18 protein-coding genes and 1 pseudogene are annotated in these 16,625 nt (G+C 52.1%); 18 read left to right on the top strand and 1 reads right to left on the bottom strand.

Features of this window, described 5'->3' with window-relative positions:
* The 18 genes and pseudogenes from V6E55_RS00005 to V6E55_RS00090 all read left to right on the top strand — a co-directional run.
* Positions 1-426, top strand: a pseudogene (locus V6E55_RS00005) (DUF2213 domain-containing protein); the annotation flags it as partial.
* A complete protein-coding gene (locus tag V6E55_RS00010; RefSeq protein WP_199557631.1) occupies positions 426-863 on the top strand; it encodes a hypothetical protein in 438 nt (145 codons plus the stop codon). The pseudogene V6E55_RS00005 and the gene V6E55_RS00010, both read left to right, overlap by 1 nt.
* A gap of 11 nt (positions 864-874) precedes the next feature.
* A complete protein-coding gene (locus V6E55_RS00015) occupies positions 875-1,906 on the top strand; it encodes a major capsid protein (protein WP_316941881.1) in 1,032 nt (343 codons plus the stop codon).
* A 38-nt stretch (positions 1,907-1,944) separates the two neighbouring features.
* On the top strand, positions 1,945-2,232 hold the full coding sequence (locus V6E55_RS00020; protein WP_039266645.1) for a hypothetical protein: 288 nt from the start codon (positions 1,945-1,947) through the stop codon (positions 2,230-2,232).
* A 2-nt stretch (positions 2,233-2,234) separates the two neighbouring features.
* Complete coding sequence (locus V6E55_RS00025; protein WP_033817218.1) at positions 2,235-2,615, top strand: DUF7370 family protein; 381 nt, start codon at positions 2,235-2,237, stop codon at positions 2,613-2,615.
* Positions 2,615-2,788 carry a hypothetical protein gene (locus V6E55_RS00030; RefSeq protein WP_006820518.1) on the top strand — a complete coding sequence of 58 codons (174 nt, stop codon included), beginning with the start codon at positions 2,615-2,617 and terminating at the stop codon, positions 2,786-2,788. Before V6E55_RS00025 ends, V6E55_RS00030 begins: the two co-directional genes overlap by 1 nt.
* Positions 2,788-3,144 (top strand): hypothetical protein, encoded by a 357-nt coding sequence (locus V6E55_RS00035; protein ID WP_316941882.1) that lies wholly within the window; start codon positions 2,788-2,790, stop codon positions 3,142-3,144. The genes V6E55_RS00030 and V6E55_RS00035 overlap by 1 nt, the downstream gene beginning before the upstream one ends.
* Before the next feature lie 2 nt (positions 3,145-3,146).
* On the top strand, positions 3,147-3,515 hold the full coding sequence (locus V6E55_RS00040; protein ID WP_014883994.1) for a hypothetical protein: 369 nt from the start codon (positions 3,147-3,149) through the stop codon (positions 3,513-3,515).
* Entirely contained in the window at positions 3,512-3,895 is a 384-nt protein-coding gene (locus tag V6E55_RS00045) for a phage tail termination protein (protein WP_316941883.1), read from the top strand. Before V6E55_RS00040 ends, V6E55_RS00045 begins: the two co-directional genes overlap by 4 nt.
* 58 nt (positions 3,896-3,953) lie before the next feature.
* Complete coding sequence (locus V6E55_RS00050; protein WP_316941884.1) at positions 3,954-4,709, top strand: Ig-like domain-containing protein; 756 nt, start codon at positions 3,954-3,956, stop codon at positions 4,707-4,709.
* A gap of 50 nt (positions 4,710-4,759) precedes the next feature.
* Positions 4,760-5,503 (top strand): DUF6246 family protein, encoded by a 744-nt coding sequence (locus V6E55_RS00055; protein ID WP_316941885.1) that lies wholly within the window; start codon positions 4,760-4,762, stop codon positions 5,501-5,503.
* Positions 5,504-5,574: 71 nt separating this feature from the next.
* On the top strand, positions 5,575-5,949 hold the full coding sequence (locus V6E55_RS00060; protein WP_316941886.1) for a hypothetical protein: 375 nt from the start codon (positions 5,575-5,577) through the stop codon (positions 5,947-5,949).
* A 57-nt stretch (positions 5,950-6,006) separates the two neighbouring features.
* Complete coding sequence (locus tag V6E55_RS00065) at positions 6,007-8,472, top strand: tape measure protein (protein WP_316941887.1); 2,466 nt, start codon at positions 6,007-6,009, stop codon at positions 8,470-8,472.
* Positions 8,472-8,969: a hypothetical protein gene (locus tag V6E55_RS00070; protein WP_316941888.1), complete on the top strand. Its 498-nt coding sequence runs from the start codon at positions 8,472-8,474 to the stop codon at positions 8,967-8,969. Before V6E55_RS00065 ends, V6E55_RS00070 begins: the two co-directional genes overlap by 1 nt.
* Positions 8,969-9,439, top strand: coding sequence for a hypothetical protein (locus V6E55_RS00075; protein WP_316941889.1), 471 nt, complete (start codon positions 8,969-8,971; stop codon positions 9,437-9,439). The genes V6E55_RS00070 and V6E55_RS00075 overlap by 1 nt, the downstream gene beginning before the upstream one ends.
* A gap of 9 nt (positions 9,440-9,448) precedes the next feature.
* Positions 9,449-9,841 (top strand): NlpC/P60 family protein, encoded by a 393-nt coding sequence (locus tag V6E55_RS00080; protein WP_316941890.1) that lies wholly within the window; start codon positions 9,449-9,451, stop codon positions 9,839-9,841.
* Entirely contained in the window at positions 9,828-12,305 is a 2,478-nt protein-coding gene (locus tag V6E55_RS00085) for a host specificity factor TipJ family phage tail protein (protein WP_316941891.1), read from the top strand. The genes V6E55_RS00080 and V6E55_RS00085 overlap by 14 nt, the downstream gene beginning before the upstream one ends.
* A gap of 58 nt (positions 12,306-12,363) precedes the next feature.
* Positions 12,364-14,754, top strand: coding sequence for a glycosyl hydrolase family 28-related protein (locus V6E55_RS00090; RefSeq protein ID WP_316941892.1), 2,391 nt, complete (start codon positions 12,364-12,366; stop codon positions 14,752-14,754).
* A gap of 31 nt (positions 14,755-14,785) precedes the next feature.
* Here the strand turns inward: V6E55_RS00090 and V6E55_RS00095 are convergent, their stop codons facing one another.
* Entirely contained in the window at positions 14,786-16,624 is a 1,839-nt protein-coding gene (locus tag V6E55_RS00095; protein WP_316941893.1) for an SGNH hydrolase domain-containing protein, read from the bottom strand.
* Position 16,625: the final 1 nt, after the last annotated feature.

Raw genomic sequence — 16,625 nt, forward strand, 5'->3', positions numbered from 1 at the left:
GCGCTCAATGCCGCAGGCGTTAAAACCGAGGGGCTGACCGACGATCAGGTCTGGGATGCCTACAACCAGCAGATGCAAAAGAAAGAAGGCGGCGGCCAGGCCCAGGCTCAGATTAACGCTGACGCGATTACTGCGGCAGTAAACCTGGCACTTAAACCGCTGACCGACGAGATCGGCACGCTGAAATCTCAGTTACAGGCGAACGCTGAGCAAGACCTCAAAACCAAGCGTGAAGCGGTCAAGGCGAAATTCCCGTTCATGACTGAAGCTGCGATCAACTCTCTGGCTGGCGATGCGCTGAACGACATGTATTCGCAGTGCCAGACCAGTACTGGACTTAACCCGTCATTCCATCAGGTGAATGCTGAAAACGACCAGTGGAAGGACTACGACCTCAACGCTGGCATGGATCAGGAGAAAAAATAATGGTCGCTAACGTTATCTATCGTGGCCCGGTTGAACGCGAGCCAGAAACCATCAACCTGCCAGTTGCGGCAGCGCTAAACCCAGGCGTTGCGGTGAAGGTCGCTTCCGGGAAGTTGGCTGTAGCGACTGATACCACAGGTCGCTGGCTCATTCTCGGCAACCGTCGTTTCATCGGGCAGGCCATCACCACTGCATACGCAGCGAACGAAACCGGCGTGGCTTACCGCGTTGAAGGTGAGCAGGAATATAACGTTCGCCTGGCGGCGGCAGCTTATACCGTTGGCCAGGAGCTCACAGTTGGTGCTGGTGGTGTATTCAAAGCGGCCGCAACCGGCAACCAGGTCGTCGCAACGTTCGACGAAAAAGCAGGGCGCACTCTGGCGGCGGAAGGTTTCGCCGACGTGGTGATCCTCTCCACTCCGTACGCCAAGGCATAAGGAAAACAAGAATGTTAAAGTTTACTCCACAGCAGCAGAAGCTGATTCTTAATGCCCGCCGTCGCTGGGACATGATGCAGCGCAATATGGCTGCACAGCATGGCTTTGCAGTCAACGACGCAGGCGGTCAGTTCATTGCGTTTGATGAGCTCGTCGGTAACGCCTCCGTGCTGCCGAAAGATGTCTGGGGCGAATGGGACCGCTCTGCGATTACCGTTCAGCGCGACGTGCTGTCAGTGTTTAACGACCTGGCTGCCAGCGTTTCCCGTCCTATGGCGCTCGGCAAAATCGTTCACTACTTCATGACCCTGTCCGATTCAGGTGATGTGAATATCAGCCTGGATGGTCGCGGAAAAGCCAAGACCGATCAGCCGGTCATGGATTATGAAGGCACGCCACTGCCTATCATTGATAGCGAGCTTTCTTTCGGCTGGCGCCAGATGCTGGCCGCGCAGACTGAAGGCTACTCTCTGGACAGCGACGCCATCTCCAACCATCAGCGCAAAGTGGCTGAGAAGCTGGAAGATATGGTGCTGAACGGCGATCCAAACATCAACGTCGGAGGCGCGACCATTTACGGCCTGCGCACCGCGCCAAATCGCGGTACCGGCACCCACGGCCTGACCCTGAATGGCGCTACCGGTGCGCAATGGGTCGCAGCCATCTCCAACCTGATTAACCTGCTGCATACCGAAAACTACTATGCGCCGGTGACCATCTACCTGAACTACAAAGACTGGTTCTACGCGTCAGTGAACGACTACGCGGCAAACTATCCGAAGACTATCCTGGCTCGCATCATGGAAATCCCTGGTGTTGCGGCTCTGGTACCTGCTTCGAAGGTTCCTGCCGATGAGCTGCTGGGTGTGGTTAAGCGCCCTGACGTTGTGCAGATCCTCAATGGCATGCCGATGACCATGCGCCCTAAAGCGCGTCAGAACCCGGAAGATGACTATGTCTTCTCCGTGCTGGCCGCCGCAGCGCCGCAGTTCAAACACGACGCTAATGGCCAGGCCGGTTACGTCCAGCTGACCAAAGCATAATTCATGGGGCTTCGGCCCCATCTTTTTACGGAGGCCGTATGGCTGGTAAAGAACAAAAATGGTTGCTCACTCACGACAGCCACGAACTGAAAAAGGGTGAAGTCTACAAAGGTGAGACTCTCCCGCTGTGGCTGGCTGGCAAAGCGATCCCGGTAAGCGACCAGGTCCTGGAAGTGGCCACACCTGCCGACGTGCAAAAGCTGCAGGCTGACCTCGACGAGGCCAATGGCAAAGTTGAGTCGCTGACCGCTGATAACGCAAAGCTGCAGGCTGACCTCGACGAGGCTCAGAAACAAATCGACGAGCTGAAGAAAAAGGCGAAATAACCATGGCTGACCCAATCACAGCGGCAGACGTGCAGGCGTTCCTCGGTGAATTGGGTTACTCCATCCCGGGCGCGCTGCTGGATCCGATTCTCTGCGTGGTGAATAAGATTATCCCGTGCCTCGATGGTGCGGGATATGACGATTGCACCGCGAAGCTGATCCTGATGTATGCCGCGGCGCTCATGGCTACGTCGTCCGGCGCTCGCCGCATCAAATCGCAGGGTGCACCGTCTGGCGCGTCACGCTCGTTTGAGTACGGTGACGACAGCATCACCTGGCTGCGCGACTCGCTGGCCCGGCTCGACACCAGCGGCTGCACTGGTGAATTGCCGATCAGCGCCGGTAACAGCGTAGGTCTGTTCATGGTGGTAGGTGGTTGCTGATGACGTACAAATCAGTTAAGCACGGCCTACCGCGTTCATTCACCCGCGTCTGGGTGATGACCGACACGGGGCGGGAGACTACCGGTTACGTTAAATCGGACGGCGAGTGGTTCATCAACTGCCCGCGCATCCGGGCGACTGGCGCGAAGGTGCTGCGCTGGAAGGAGGGCTGATGTCGTCTACTGCCTCATGGTCTTACAACAAGCCGTGCACGATATGGCGCAAGGGTGCAGGTGGCAATGACGAGTGGGGCGATCCTGTCGACCCATACGAACTGCCTGAAACCATCATGTGCGACTACATCGGCGGCCTGTCTGCAAAGCTCGGCTCCATCGGTAAAGAAGTTGTCGTAAAAAACACCTTTTTCACGGCTTACGCTCTGGCGGATGAGGGCGATTACATTCTTATTGGTGTGAGCACTGAACCAGACCCGGTCGTGGCCGGTGCCGATGAGGTGCGTCACGTGACGCGCTGGAACGACACTCTCGACGGCCTGGAAGATGACTGGGCGATAATTACGGGAGTGTAGCCATGGGCATCAAAGTGCGCGGCGTTAAGCAGTCGAAAGCCGGGCTCAACCGCATCATCAACGACGTGAAAGGCCGAAAGGTTGTCCGGGCGCTTCAGTCAGCAATGATAATCGGCAGCTCCCAGGCCGCGCTTTATACGCCGATCGACACTTCAACGCTGTTGAATAGCCAGTATCGGGAGTTGATAAACAACGGCGTTCGGCTGACAGGGCGTGTGGGGTACACGGCGAATTACGCTGTTTTCGTTCACGACCCGAATGTGCCGCAAACATTCCGCCGTGCCACAGCGCAGAAAGAGTTCCTCACCAAAGGCTTTGAAGACACCCGCAGCCAGATTGATGCCGTGATGCGCAAGGAGCTTTCAGTATGACACCTTCCATGTATGAGCGCGTGCGTAACTACTTCGTTGATGCCGGGCTTACCACTGGCTTCATTGTTCAGTTGCTGGCATGGGACGACACAACGAAGTTAACGGACGCATTCATCGTGTTCCGTCCTAATGGCGGTACCGACATCAGAAATGACCTCGGGTCTGACCACTACGTGCTGGTGGATATCATCTCCGCCAAGGATAAACGCCGGGCAGCCGCTGAGAAGGCTCAGGAAATCATCAATTATGTCGAACAGAACGACATTAACGACGAATGCCTTGGCCTTATTCAAAACCTCGGCAATATGCCAGCACCTATCCTGACCGAAGAGGGCCGCCTGGTCTTCAGACTCCAGTTCATGTGCGTTTACGGCGAATAACCCCATCACCAACCCATCAGGCTGCCATCCGGCGGCCTTTTTTATTTGAGAGGTACACATGCAAGGCTGTGCTAATGATTTTGGCAAGCTGATCGGGAAAGTAGCTGTGCTACGCATGGCCTTTGGCTGCCCCGACGCAGTGCCAGCGCTTTCCGAGTGGAAGCGTCTCGGCGCTATGACGACCAAGGGCATCGACTATTCGATGAATACCATCAACTCTGATGCAGATGATGCTAAAGGGCTGGTGGAGAACCTGGTCAACAACATGGATCTGACTTTCTCTGGCGAGGGGGAGTTTCGCAAGTCAGATAAAGATAACGAGATCGGCGCGTGGCGAATGTCGAAGTACATCTTTGACGAAGTTCAGGCGGGCCGTCAGCCTAATCTATGGGTGCGTTTCGACTTCGCGGGCGAGAATGCCGGTACTTACATCCAGGGCTACATGAACACCACGTCATGGTCTGGTGACTTCGGTACCAACGATATCTCCACCTTCTCCGGAGAGTGGAAGGTCTACGACGCCGACACTGTCGTGTTTGAAGTCGCTGATTCCATCGCGGCCACTGGCGTTGAAGTTACCCCTGCAACTGCATCTCTGGTCGTTGGCGCAACCCAGCAGCTGAGCGGTGCAGTTCAGCCAACCGATGCGACTAACAAGGCGATCACCTGGACGACTTCGGCGGCATCTATCGCAACAGTCAGTTCAACCGGCCTTGTAACGGCCGTCTCCGCTGGCACTGCGACTATTACTGCTACAACCGCAGACGGAGACTTCACCGACACCTGCGCTGTTACCGTGACAGCCGCGCCGTAATCACTACAAAGGGCGGCGTGCTGCCCTTGATACTGGTTATGGAGAACGATATGACACCTTTGAAAGAGATTGGCGAGTGCCTGATTGGTGCTGGCGAGCGGGAATACTTCTTCCGGCCATCGTTCCGTAACATGACGCGGATCGGAGAGCCAGAGCATATCGTCCGCACTTTCTATGCGCTGTTCAATGACGATGTGGCAAAGATGCTTGAAGCGGCCAGAGAAATTCATAGCGCTATACCTGAGCATCAACGCAAGTTCTACGCCCACTATTTCGGTGATGTTTCCCTGCCGAGATGGGCGTTAGATGCGGCATGTTCCGCAGCTTTTGTACGCGAAGCATTGCTCTCGGCCATTAACGTCATTCAGTCCTGCTGTGACGAAGACGTTTCTGAACTGACAGGATGGCATGAGCCTTCACGTACTGGCAGGCGCACATTCGTATGGCACCGCGGCGCGTTGCCGCCGGAGAACCTGATTCTGATAGCTCAGTCTCTAATCATGCATGGCATTATCGGTCGGGCCAGGGTTCGAAAACTGCAGAAGCACGAAAGCAAGGAAACGACGCCGGAGTTTCATGCGACTGAATACATCATGGCAGCGAGAAACCATTTCGGGATCAGCAGGGAAGAGGCTGAAAACCTTACCATGACCGAATTTGCCATGATGCTTAACGCCAAATACCCTGACCAGAAAGGCTTCACCAGGGAAGAGTACGACGCTGTTATGGACGATGACGATCGCCGCTGGCAGGAAATGATTGAGCGCGAAAAATCAGCAAAGAAAGCGGCCTGAGTTAATAATGAATGTACCGTATCGCCTGACCGGGCGTACTATGGCTCGACAATAAAACTCAGGGGATAAGAGTGAAGAAAATACTGTTGGCTTTGGCAATTCCACTGGTTCTGGCTGGCTGTAAGCCTGGCGAGGAAAAGGCTATTTCTCTGGCGCAATCTGAAGTATCAGCAAACCTGCTTGATCCAAGCAGTGCGCAATTCCGCAACGTGAAAGTTGCAAAAATGATGGATGCTGACGAGGGCCGGGTCTTTGCTATAGTTTGCGGGGAAATTAACGGCAAGAACGGTTTTGGGGCCTATGCAGGGTTTCACCCATTCTTCGTTGAGTTGAAAATGAAATCGAAAGGTATGTTCTCGAAAGGCGTCGATTACACGCTTGGCGAATATTTCCTGAGTTCGCGCGACACGCCGCCACCGCCAGCCTACACCGAACGATGCCAATAAACGACACGAATAACTAACCCACCTCTCTGTGGGTTTTTTTATGCCCGGAGAAAAGTGATGTCTGAAAAAGCAGGCGAGATTTATTACGACATCGAGGCCGATGTTTCTGGCTTGCTGAAGGCGCAGGGAAAGGCCAATAAGTCGCTCGACTCCATCGGCAACTCGGCGACCAATGCAGCCAAAAAGATGGATGAGTTGCAGACGAACATCAACCGCGTGGCCGGTGCTATTGCGGCGTCACTCGTTGTTGATTGGGGTAAGGCGTTTCTTGTTGCTGCTGACAACATGAGTCAACTCAACGCGCGCATTGAGCGTCTTACCGGTAGCGCTGCAGCGGCATCGCAGACGATGCAGAATCTGATGCGAATAAGCTCGGCAACGGGTGGGTCGCTACAGGATACAGCGAAGTTGTGGGAGACTCTCAGCACGGCGTTGCGCGATACTGGGGCGACGAACGGCCAGATCATTCAGCTCACCGAGACTCTTCAGAAAATTGGGCGCATCGGCGGATCCTCATCCGAAGAAATGGCGAATGCTCTTCGTCAGTTCGGCCAGTCAATTTCATCAGGTACTATCCGTGCGGAGGAATTCAACTCCATCCTTGAGCAAATGCCGGAACTTGCGCGCCAGATTGCCGCGGGGATGGGCGTAAGTATCGGTGAACTGCGTCAGCTGATGCTGGATGGCAAACTGACGGCACAAGATGCCCTCAACGCTATTCAGAAACAGGCAGGATCGGTGAACGCTGAGTTCGAGAAACTCCCGCGTACGCTTTCCCAGGCCAATACCGCGCTTACCAACTCATTCCTGTCAATGATCGACTCTGTTAACCAGGCTACTGGTGCAAGCTCTGGCATGGTCGCCGTGATTGATTCATTGACATCTGCTCTCGACAGGCTGGCCGGGAAGGCAATATCTGCCGATGCACAGATATCTGATCTGAACAGCACCGCAGAAATGTTTACGCGCCGGGCCCGCACCTGGTCATGGCTAGGGCTTGACGGATGGGAGGCACAAAACAAAGCGCTTGCTGGGTTAAGCAATAAAGCTGCCATGCTGGTTGGTGATTTGGCTGCTGTATCCAAAGCATCACAAACTGCTGCCAATACGAAGCCGATCGAGATAAAGGCTGTTGCTGGTACAGGAAAAAAGAAAAAGACTCAGGCCGAAAAGGAAGCAGAAAAATATGCTAAGGCGCAGCAGACCGTTAACGAAAAGCTGGAAGAGCTTAGACAGAAGGCGCAACTTTCCGCAGGAAGCTTGGGTGAGTTGTCTCGTGCGCAAGCTGTTCTGAATGCTCAGCAGTCACTCGGGAAAGGTGCCACCAAAGAGCAGATAGCACTTGCCGGTCAGTATGCTGCCAAAAAATGGGACACGGCCAACGCCATTAAGGCGCAGGCGGCAGCCGAGAAGCTCCTGCCAGAAGCGCGCGAAAACGCCAGCTATAAGCAGGATGTTGAGGATCTGAATACTGCTTTGGCTGCGAAGAAAATTAGTCAGGAGCAGTTTAATCAGACATCTGAGAGACTGGAAGCAACCCACCAGGCCAACCTTGCGAAAATACGTGCCGATCAGGCTGTAAGCCCACAGCAGGAAGCCGCTGGTGGCGTGGATCCGGTGCAGCAACTGGCGAATGAAAATGCCCGTAAACTCGCGCTTATTCAGGCATACGAGCAGCAGGGGATTATCACTCACCAGAACGCGCTTATGTTGCGCGCTACTGCTGACAGAGAGTACGAGCAGGCACGCATCGCTGCACAGTGGGAGATCTTCCGCAACCAGAGCGCAGGCAATGAAGCGCTGGCGGCGTCATTTGATGCACTGGCCGGTAATGCTTCTAATGCCTTAACCGGCATCATCACCGGGAGCATGTCAGCTTCTGATGCTCTGCGCTCGATCGGCAATACCGTCCTGAACAGCCTTATCAACACCTTCGTTCAGATGGGTGTTGAGTGGGTGAAGTCGGCAATCATGGGGCAAACTGCCACCACTGCTGCGGTTGCAGCATCTACAACTGCTCAGGCAGCAGGAATCGCAACCACGACAGCTACTTCTACCGCTGCGGCGGCGGCCACAACTGCAGCATGGACTCCGGCGGCCATCATGTCATCCGTGGCTTCATTCGGTGGCGCAGTAGCTATTGGCCTTGGCGCGATGGCTGGCATCCTGGCATTGTCCGGAAAGCGTAAGAACGGCGGGCCTGTTTCGGCGGGAGGAATGTACCAGGTCGGTGAAGGTGGCATGCCTGAGATTTACCAGGCCAGCACCGGTAAGCAGTACATGATACCGGGCGACAACGGCAAGGTGATCAGCAATAAGGATATGCAGGGTGGGGGAGGCATCAACGTTGTCTTAAATGTTCAGAACTATAACGGTTCATCAATAGATGCGCAGGCCAGTTCTGACGGCAATGGCGGCGTGACTGTGGATTTAATCGTCGCTGACCTGAACAACGGCGGGCCAATCAGTAACGCCATAACCAGCAACATGAACGTTAAACGCACGCCAAGAGGGCAGGGCTGATGCCAATTATCGACTATCCAGACTGGCTGCCGCTGGCGCAGAAGGCCAGCAAAAACATGACGCTCGATACCGGGTTTCAGACCGATCAGCCAGCGGTCGGCCCGGCTATCTTCCAGAATCTTACTGACGACCTGAAAGTGACCTGGTCACTGACATGGATCTTCACTCTGGACCAGGAGCGCGCATTCCAGCAGTGGCTGCGCAGTCCGAACTATCTCAACCGGGGCCTGAACTGGTTCAGGATGAATATCAATCTTGGCGGTAGTGGCCTGCAGTTGCAGGAGCTTCACTTCACGCAAATGCCGGTGCAAACCAGTATCGACGGCGGGGTGGTGACCTGGGCGGGGACCGTTATCGCTAACCACCTCTACAACACTGACGATGAATTCGACGACATCATCGTTGAACTGCCGCCGCCTTGGGATTCATGGCTGGATATCGTTGTCACGGGTTATCCGGACAACAGAGACCCAGAATCACTGCCGAGGGTGCCGTAATGCCGAGTTTCAGGGAGTATAAGCAGCAGCGCCCGACGCGCGGCCTGTACGACACCATCACGTTCTACCATCCATCCTTTGGATATGTCCGACTTGTCGATAAACAGTTCTTCCCGAAGACGCTCTCCAGCCAGACGTACACGCCAGCGCGCTTTGAAATCGAAGAGAGCCAGCAGAGCGGTACGCCGGTGATCGACGCGACGGTGAAGTTAGGGCGGCTGTCGTCGGACATCAAAGCGCTGATGAAGAAATGGAAGGGAGCGGCCCGGTTAACGGCCATCGCAGCCACCAGGCAGATCTTCGACAGCGGCGACGTGTCTGTGCCGATTAAGTCCTGGCAGTTATACGTCAAGACAGTGGACATCGACGCCGATTCAGCGTCAGTAACCCTGTCCGTCACCAACCCGCTGAACAACAACATCGGCAAATTATACGATCCCCGCGAATATACTGGGCTCCAGTACCTCTAAGGCACGAACATGACAAAAGATGAATTTATACGGCGTCTCATCGGCGTGCCCTGGGCTAACCGGGCCTGTTCGTTCGATAAGGTGGATTGCTGGGCATTGGTGGTGCTGTATTACCGGCACGTTCTCGGAATTGAACTGCACCAGACACCGGACTACGAAGCCGGGGCTGACTTCTTCACCTGCTATCAGGGTGACGTCGTTTTCTGGCGCAAGGTCGACAAACCGGTCGATGGCGGGATATTTGTCGGGTACCGCGGCGCGCAGCCTGCACACGTTGGCCTGGTACTGAACCGGCAGGCGTTGCACTCGCGCGGCGAGAACGGAAGCGTGCGCATGGACTCGTTGCTGGTCATTCAGCGGGCATTTACCAAAGTGGAGTTTTTCGAATATGGCGCTGGTTGAGATATCGAACTTTCCAGGAACGCCTAAGCTGCGTTGCAGGGTGCCAAACGGCACCCTTTTTTATGAATGGCTGGCGGCCAATGACGCTACCTTTCACCGTGACCTGCTGATCGTCCGCAATGGCGTTAGGCTTGGCGACGATGACGAGCTGGCGTTTGAGCTGAGCGAGCTGGACACTGTCCAGATTTTCGACCAGCCCAAAGGCATAGTCAGCGATATCCTGAGCCCGATTTTCAAGGTTGTGGGCTCTGTCTTTTCGTTTCTCGCTCCGAAGCCAGCCATCGCCAACACTGGCGGCAATACCGTCGATTCACCGAACAACAGCCTGACCGGACAGACCAACACCGCCCGCGTCTATAAAGCCAAGCCGGATATATATGGCCAGGTTCGGTCTTTTCCTGACCTGATCCAGGAGTCGCTTTTCGAGTACATCAGTACCGGCACCAAAGACGGTGGCAAAAAGTATGTCACAGAGTGGATGTGCATCGGGATCGGCAAATACGACTACGAGTCCGTTCGTTACTCCGAATCGAGCTTGGGCAGCATGGCTGGGGCTGAATATCAGTTCATTCCGCCGGGTGAGGTCATTCCGACGATTAACGAGGGTTACAGCTTCGATGACGTCGACGGGCAGGAGGTTCCCGGGGCAAACCAGGGGGATTCTTTCCCTGTAGAGACCGCAACCGCAACCACAGTGGTTTCAGGTACATATTCTGGCGGCCAGATAGCGATGAAAATCGTTAAGCAGGCCGAATTCGACTATTTCATGGGCCTGGTGTTACCTCATGCTGTCACCTTTGATATCAACGTCACCTACGCCACTGCATCTGGTTCAGTTACGACAGATGCTACGTTCTCCGGGACGCTGTTATCTGCGGTCGAGACAAACGACGGCGCGGTGATTAACCCGGTGCACTGGTACACATTCACGATGGATGATCTGGATGGCCCGCCTGATATCCCGGCAAACGCCACTATCAATACGACCAAGTTCGTGCTGAACGATAACGAGGCGCTGGTCGTCGGCCCGTTCTTCTCGCCTGTCGAATCAACGCAGTTGTGGGTCCACACGCAAAGCAGCCTCGGCCCGAAGAAACAGACCAACTGGAAGGTAGTGCTGTGGAAAATTGATGACGACTACAACATGATCCCCGGCACTCAGCAGACTCTGGTGTTCCAGCAGACAACCTGGCACAAACAGGACAGCGAGACATTCTACCGGACCGACAAGATAGTGCCGACTGGCGGCTTCGGGAAGTATGCCATTAACCTGCAACGAACCGATAACTCTGGTGATGCGTCGATACTCAAACTTGAGGAAATCCACGCCGTAAATGTGCGAACAAACGTTGTCCATCCAACCGATACGCTGGTGCGCGTGAAGGTGAGGGCCACAGAGAACGCGCTGGGCAGCCGGGACCGCAAATACAACGCCCTGGTTACCCGCCACACCATTACGTACAACCTTGACACGCAGACCGTAGATTACACACTGCGGCCGTCGCGCTCGTTCGCTGATGCGGTGGCGCACACCTGGCTTGTGATGGGTGAGCAACCGGTCAGCAGCATCGACCTGTACGGTCTGTACTCGATCGCCGAAAGCCTGCCGGATGAGCGCCTGGGTTACTTCGACTACACGTTTGACGACGAAAACGACTCGTTGGGCGACCGTGTGCAGGCGATCTGTAATGCGGCGTCTGTGGTGGCGTACTGGGATGACGGGGTGTTGACGTTCACCCGCGATCAGAAAGTGAATCACCCGGCGTCAGTGTTCAACCGCGCCAACATGAAGACGGACGAGTACAAAATTACGTACGAAGCCACGCTTCCTGGAGGTTACGACGGTGTGCAGGTGTCCTATGTTCACCCGACAACCAACAACAAGACGTATATCAACTACCGTGTACTGAATGGTGCCATCGTTGAGCAGGAAGCGCAGAACCCGAATAAGCTGGAGATCGTCGGCTTCCGCAATGAATACCAGGCGCGGGAGCGTGCGCTGCGCGAAACGAAGCGCCTGATTTACTCGCGGACGAAGATGAACGCGAAGGTATTTGAAGACGGGATAATGCAGGTCGGTAGCGTCGTTCAGATAGCAGATGTTTACGACAGCAACCAGCAGCAGGGTTACATCACCGGGCGCGCCGGTAATGATTTCGATACCAGTGAGCCGATCACGTTTACCGGATCGATGTATGTGCTGGTTACTGACAACCTGGGCAACCCGACACTGCGCTATCCGGCTACGGCGCGCAGCGACACGAAATACGGATTCACCGCGGCAATACCCAACATTCAGCTCAACATCTGGAACGGAGACACTGTACAGCTACCGTCTCGCTATCTCATCGCGACAGTTGAAGAGCTGGACAGTCAGCTATGGACGGTAAACAGCATCAAGCCGAACACAGATAACACGGTATCTCTGACCGTCGCAGAGTACAGCGACGCCATTTACGAATAATAACCTTCACCGATCACCAATACCCGGCCACCGCGCCGGGTTTTTTTATGGAAACAATATGACTACGCAACCTACTCAAGACGCTGTACCGAGCGAATCACCACGTGATTTGAAGTTCAACGCAGGGAAATTTGACGAAGTTATTACATCTTTTTCTGAGTGGTACATCGACAGGTTCGGGCAGAAGCATTACACAATTGAAGGCCTGAAGGCGCTTTTTGATGCCAGAATGGAAGAGTGGAATTCTCTGTTCCAGGAGTTTCTCGAAAGTTCAGGTTACGAATTTCTTGGCGACTATGAAGATGGCCCGCTGACATTCACTTCAAGAAATCAGTACATCCGATATGATGGACAATACTGGAAGCTGAATTCTGCTACTGACGTTCCGTTTACTACTACTGGAACGGATGCAACCAGTTGGGCTTCAGATGTAACTCATTTTGCACTCATTGATGGTGATACTCTTCGCCAAGAGCTGGCCTCGTCAGCTTCAGGTAATGGCGATGCACTAATTACTGTTAAGCAGCCATACCCTAATACTGTTCTTCGCACACAGCACGATGTGAACGCTGACTATGTAAACGTAAAGGATTGGGGGGCGAAAGGTGACGGGGTTACTGACGATACGGCCGCAATTGAAGCGGCATGGCTGGCTGTAACCTCTAAGGGTAGCAAGTATTTTCCTCAGCACTCAACCGGGGAAAGCATTCTTAATTGGGCTAGCATTAACGGGCCTAAGCTCTACTTTCCTGCTGGTCGATATATTTATCGCGGCGCAGGTCTCAATCTTAACGATACCGTTAACCAGGTGCCATTCGTTGCCATCAAGGGTGAGTCTAAATCTTCGGTAGAAATTTGGCTTGACGGCGATATGTATTTTGTAAACTCAGCAGTTAATCCATATCAAATAGACGTATCTGACTTCAAGGTGTACGGTGGGTTAGGGTTGTTGAAATTCACATCAGCAGCTCAAAATCAGGTCCAGTTATCTCTTATTGAAAACATACTTCTCACAGCCTTCAGGGAATGCGCGATAGGTCTTAGCTCTCAAGACTGGCCCAATACGAAGATGAGAAACCTGCAATTCTACCCTCGCTCAGGCTACCAAACTATATGCATCATGATGTCTGGGTGGTGTGCCAACTCAGAAATTGTCGGCTGCGAATTTGGGCTGGCAGAAGGAACGGGTGTTTATTCTTATGGGATTAAGTTGAATATCGCCCCAGCAGATGCTGGTGGATATCGCGGACCAACAACGCCAATCCTTATTGCGGATAACGGAACATACCGTCGAAATAATGTTGATGGATCCGCATCTGTTTGGATTGTTCCAAATCCATCAACTAATGATAATGCCGGGCGAGCAGTTGTGTTCCGTAATAACAAATGGGGTGCTGAGAATGTAAATACCAACACGTACCATGTTCTTATCGCAGATGAAAATACTGGTGGAACGTGGGGAGGAAACAGGCGTCACCTGACCAGCAAATCAACTGGGTTCGTTCGTGGGTTGGTTTTTGATAAGAACAATATTCGCTTTGAGCCGAATGCCACACAACCTTATATAGCGTCATATACTCCGCACGTTCAGGGGTTGGTATGCGAGGATGTTGTTGATAATACCCTTCCCGTGCTTATGCTTGAGTATCGTGGAGGGATGACTTATGCGGACTTTAACCCGCAGGACTGTGACAATCTTATCTCAACAAGATATTGGTTAGCTCCAACTGCCACTAACTATGTGGGTGCACCAGTTTCCCAGGTGACAAACTTCCCTGCTACCACAAGGGTAGTTGACGAGAAGAACTACCTGAATATGTCATGTGGTACTACCTTCCCAGGTGAAAGCAGTGTCACTTATCGAAACCTGATGACACTTTTAAACTCGGCAGCAGGAACAGTTAATGGAGCAACGAAAACTGTAATTGATAACAGTATTGGTATCCCATCCGAAGCAGCGTCCATTGTATTCTCATCAAATAATGGGCGGGTTACATATCCGTTGCAAAGTTGGGATGTGAACAGAAACATATGGATTGAGGTAGAACTTGCTCGCGGGGATAAAAACTCAATGGCAAGTGTAACTATTGAGATTGTAGAGTCAGACACAATTAAGTATCACCGAAGATTTCTTAATCTAACTACAGAGTGGCGACTTTATCGATTCCCAATATCCCTCCCAGCAGGATCAACTGTTGCTAACCTGCGAGTTGTAGGAAGTGGGTACTCAGCATCAACCACCACCATTAAGGTCGGGAGAGTTGCTGCATATCACGCATCAGAGCCAATTAATACCGGACATGCTCGTAGTATTGGTAGTGCATGGAACAGTCAGCATATTACATTGGGTGCATATCATATATGGGTTGATGGAAGTGGAGTGCTGAGGATAAAAAATGGGACTCCAACAAGCGGGACTGATGGTACGGTAATAGGATCTCAGACCTAACAAAAAGGCCGCACGGATGCGGCCAGTGGTTCTATTTCATACTTCTGGTTATTATCTTAGATATAAAGTAAGATCCCGGCTCTGTAAGATGCCCGATATCCCATTGCATTGGTGCTGACGAAGAACCATCTGGAACAGTGTAGCAACCTTCTTGATTACACATTGAATCAATTAATGAAATATACTTAGCCGTAGAATTAGCATAATAGGCCCTCATTTTTTCATCGGTAGCGAAAGAGTGGTAAACCACATTATCTCGACTTAACATTGGAACGGAAGACTCCCCGTTTATTTCCATTAATTTTGGCAATTCATCTTTCCAAACAGGAACCGGTCCAATAATGTAAACCTTTTTCACGCCGATCGAATTTAGCGTTTTCACTGTCTTGTCAAGAAGGCCTACGATTGGCTTGTTAAGATACCCAGTCCAGGACGCGGCAAGTATTACACTAGCTGGCTTTTTGTCTTTTATCTCCTGAAGGACATAGTCATTAATAGACCTGCAATACGGTCGATCGTGGAAGTCAACTCCAATAACAGGAGGGCACATGCTGGCTGTGCGTTGTGCGATTCCGTGTTCACCACCGTTGACTCTCTCAAGCCCTGGAATCAGCTGTGCCGCATGAGAGTCTCCCCATACCAACATAGATTTATCAGTAAAGTCATCTTGGCATGATTTAAAAGCGTCGGCCCGTTGCTCAGGATTAAGGAAGCAAGTTCCGTTTCGCTGGGCTTCCCAGTTCATTTTATACGAGAGGATACTGTTTAGTTTTCCGTCGATTCTGAACTTCAGCCCATCAGTAATAATTATTGCCATACACGCAGCAGCCACTAATGGCACTGATAACATCCCGGCCTTAGATAAAATCTCCCGCATTTCGCTTGATTCTATGAATCTATATGACAAGAACCCGAAAGCAATAGATAGCGATATTCCAATGGCGACATTACTACTTTCACCAATAATTCCAGAGGAATAAAGATAAACGACTATCGGCCAATGCCATAGATAAATAGAATATGACCAAAGGCCAATTTTTTTGGTGAAAATATTCCTGTAGGCAAACTTATGGTCTGCATTAACAGAGAGAATGACGCAAGCTCCAAATACAGGAATGATTGCCATATAGCCTGGCCACATTGTTCTTTCAGGAATCATTGCTAGTGAAAGCAAAACTATCATCCAGCCAAAATAAGAGGCAAACTTCTTGTATTTAAATCTATGACTCGCATATCCATTGATGAAGAACGCCACACCTCCAGCAAGCATCTCCCATGCCCTGGTATGCAGGAGAAAGTACCCGGCATCCTTATTATCGAATGTCATGGTTGCTGAAAAGTAAATTGAAACCGCCATCATTATGATGATTGCGGGCAGGATGCTTTTGATAGTTTTACTACATGCCAGCAATATTAACGGATATACCAGATAAAACTGCCACTCAACAGAAAGTGACCATGTATGCAATAGCCAGTTCAGAAGGGAAGACTGATCGAAATATCCAGAATTAAAATAATAATTAATGTTTGAAACAAAAAATGCTGATGACAATGAATTCTTGGCTAGCAGAGCATAGTCAACCGTTGTCAGAGTGTAGTAACCGAACACCATAACCGTAACAATCATGAAGGCTAGCGCCGGGTAAAGCCGGTTGAATCTTCTGGAGTAAAAGCCCATTACGCTAAAGTTGTCACCAGATATGCCCCTGCTTATGATCCCCGTCATCAGGTATCCGGATATAGCAAAGAAGATGTCAACACCCATGAAACCTGATGAAAAACCAGGCACTTTAAAGTGGTAAAGCACAACCATAACAACGGATATTGCCCTCAGGGCATTAATGTCATACCTGAAATTATTGGGTTCCATT

Source organism: Enterobacter sp. 342 (assembly GCF_036663495.1).
Classification (GTDB): Bacteria; Pseudomonadota; Gammaproteobacteria; order Enterobacterales; family Enterobacteriaceae; genus Enterobacter.

What these genes read in the sequence shown, in the direction of transcription:
- V6E55_RS00035 (WP_316941882.1), top strand. Translation starts at nt 2,788, where the DNA reads ATGTCGTCTACTGCCTCATGGTCTTACAACAAGCCGTGCACGATATGG.
- V6E55_RS00070 (WP_316941888.1), top strand. Translation starts at nt 8,472, where the DNA reads ATGCCAATTATCGACTATCCAGACTGGCTGCCGCTGGCGCAGAAGGCC.
- V6E55_RS00050 (WP_316941884.1), top strand. Translation starts at nt 3,954, where the DNA reads ATGCAAGGCTGTGCTAATGATTTTGGCAAGCTGATCGGGAAAGTAGCT.
- V6E55_RS00065 (WP_316941887.1), top strand. Translation starts at nt 6,007, where the DNA reads ATGTCTGAAAAAGCAGGCGAGATTTATTACGACATCGAGGCCGATGTT.
- V6E55_RS00045 (WP_316941883.1), top strand. Translation starts at nt 3,512, where the DNA reads ATGACACCTTCCATGTATGAGCGCGTGCGTAACTACTTCGTTGATGCC.
- V6E55_RS00055 (WP_316941885.1), top strand. Translation starts at nt 4,760, where the DNA reads ATGACACCTTTGAAAGAGATTGGCGAGTGCCTGATTGGTGCTGGCGAG.
- V6E55_RS00090 (WP_316941892.1), top strand. Translation starts at nt 12,364, where the DNA reads ATGACTACGCAACCTACTCAAGACGCTGTACCGAGCGAATCACCACGT.
- V6E55_RS00020 (WP_039266645.1), top strand. Translation starts at nt 1,945, where the DNA reads ATGGCTGGTAAAGAACAAAAATGGTTGCTCACTCACGACAGCCACGAA.
- V6E55_RS00025 (WP_033817218.1), top strand. Translation starts at nt 2,235, where the DNA reads ATGGCTGACCCAATCACAGCGGCAGACGTGCAGGCGTTCCTCGGTGAA.
- V6E55_RS00015 (WP_316941881.1), top strand. Translation starts at nt 875, where the DNA reads ATGTTAAAGTTTACTCCACAGCAGCAGAAGCTGATTCTTAATGCCCGC.
- V6E55_RS00080 (WP_316941890.1), top strand. Translation starts at nt 9,449, where the DNA reads ATGACAAAAGATGAATTTATACGGCGTCTCATCGGCGTGCCCTGGGCT.
- V6E55_RS00030 (WP_006820518.1), top strand. Translation starts at nt 2,615, where the DNA reads ATGACGTACAAATCAGTTAAGCACGGCCTACCGCGTTCATTCACCCGC.
- V6E55_RS00075 (WP_316941889.1), top strand. Translation starts at nt 8,969, where the DNA reads ATGCCGAGTTTCAGGGAGTATAAGCAGCAGCGCCCGACGCGCGGCCTG.
- V6E55_RS00040 (WP_014883994.1), top strand. Translation starts at nt 3,147, where the DNA reads ATGGGCATCAAAGTGCGCGGCGTTAAGCAGTCGAAAGCCGGGCTCAAC.
- V6E55_RS00085 (WP_316941891.1), top strand. Translation starts at nt 9,828, where the DNA reads ATGGCGCTGGTTGAGATATCGAACTTTCCAGGAACGCCTAAGCTGCGT.
- V6E55_RS00095 (WP_316941893.1), bottom strand. Translation starts at nt 16,624, where the DNA reads ATGGAACCCAATAATTTCAGGTATGACATTAATGCCCTGAGGGCAATA.
- V6E55_RS00010 (WP_199557631.1), top strand. Translation starts at nt 426, where the DNA reads ATGGTCGCTAACGTTATCTATCGTGGCCCGGTTGAACGCGAGCCAGAA.